This is a genomic window from Paenibacillus sp. Y951 (assembly GCF_056786395.1).
In genome coordinates this window covers 1-663 of record NZ_JBXCIY010000087.1, presented here as the reverse complement: position 1 = coordinate 663, position 663 = coordinate 1, and the positions used below count along the sequence as shown (strand labels likewise).

Annotated in this window: 1 protein-coding gene; it reads right to left on the bottom strand. The window is 52.9% G+C overall.

Annotation, left to right across the window (positions count from 1 at the left end):
• Positions 1–663, bottom strand: a 663-nt coding sequence (locus AC1TPB_RS24970; protein WP_482078956.1) for a condensation domain-containing protein, incomplete at both ends; no start/stop codon positions are given.

Here is a 663-nt window from a genome sequence, read left to right as displayed (position 1 = left end):
CGCTCCCCACATCGCTCGGAGTAAGTTCCGTCTCGGTTTGCTGCATGCAATGTTCGACGATCGAAAGTAACTGCTTCTTGTAGCTGGCCAGCAATGCTTGTATCGTGCTTTCGTGGTACTCCTCCTTGTCGTACATCATGCTCAGCTTCAGTTTTCCGTCCATTACGCTCCCTGTAATGTCCAGCGCATAGATCCGCTCCGATTGCGGGCTCATCGACAATCCGGTAGATAGCCCGGACATCGACATGGCCCCGGTATTCATTTTCCGATCCCACTGCCCCAAGTAGTTGAAGCTGATTTCCGGCACCATTCCACTGCCTATGCCGCTTTTTTCCGCTGGCGTCAAATACTTCAGCACGCCATATCCCACGCCTTTGTTCGGAATCCGTCTCAGCTTCTCCTTGAACGATTTGACCCAGTAGGATATTGCTTCCGCCCTCTTCAATTCGAAGACGACCGGATAGATGCTCGTAAACCAACCTACTGTTCTCGTCACGTCCACGTCATCCAATACTTCTTCCCGGCCGTGGCCTTCCAGATGTATAGCCAGCGTCTCATGACCCGTCCATTCCTGTATCGTCAAACCCAGCGCCGCGAGCAACACGTCGTTCACTTCCGTCTTGTACGCATGGTGCGTTCCCGTCAACAGGTTTTTCGTTTCCG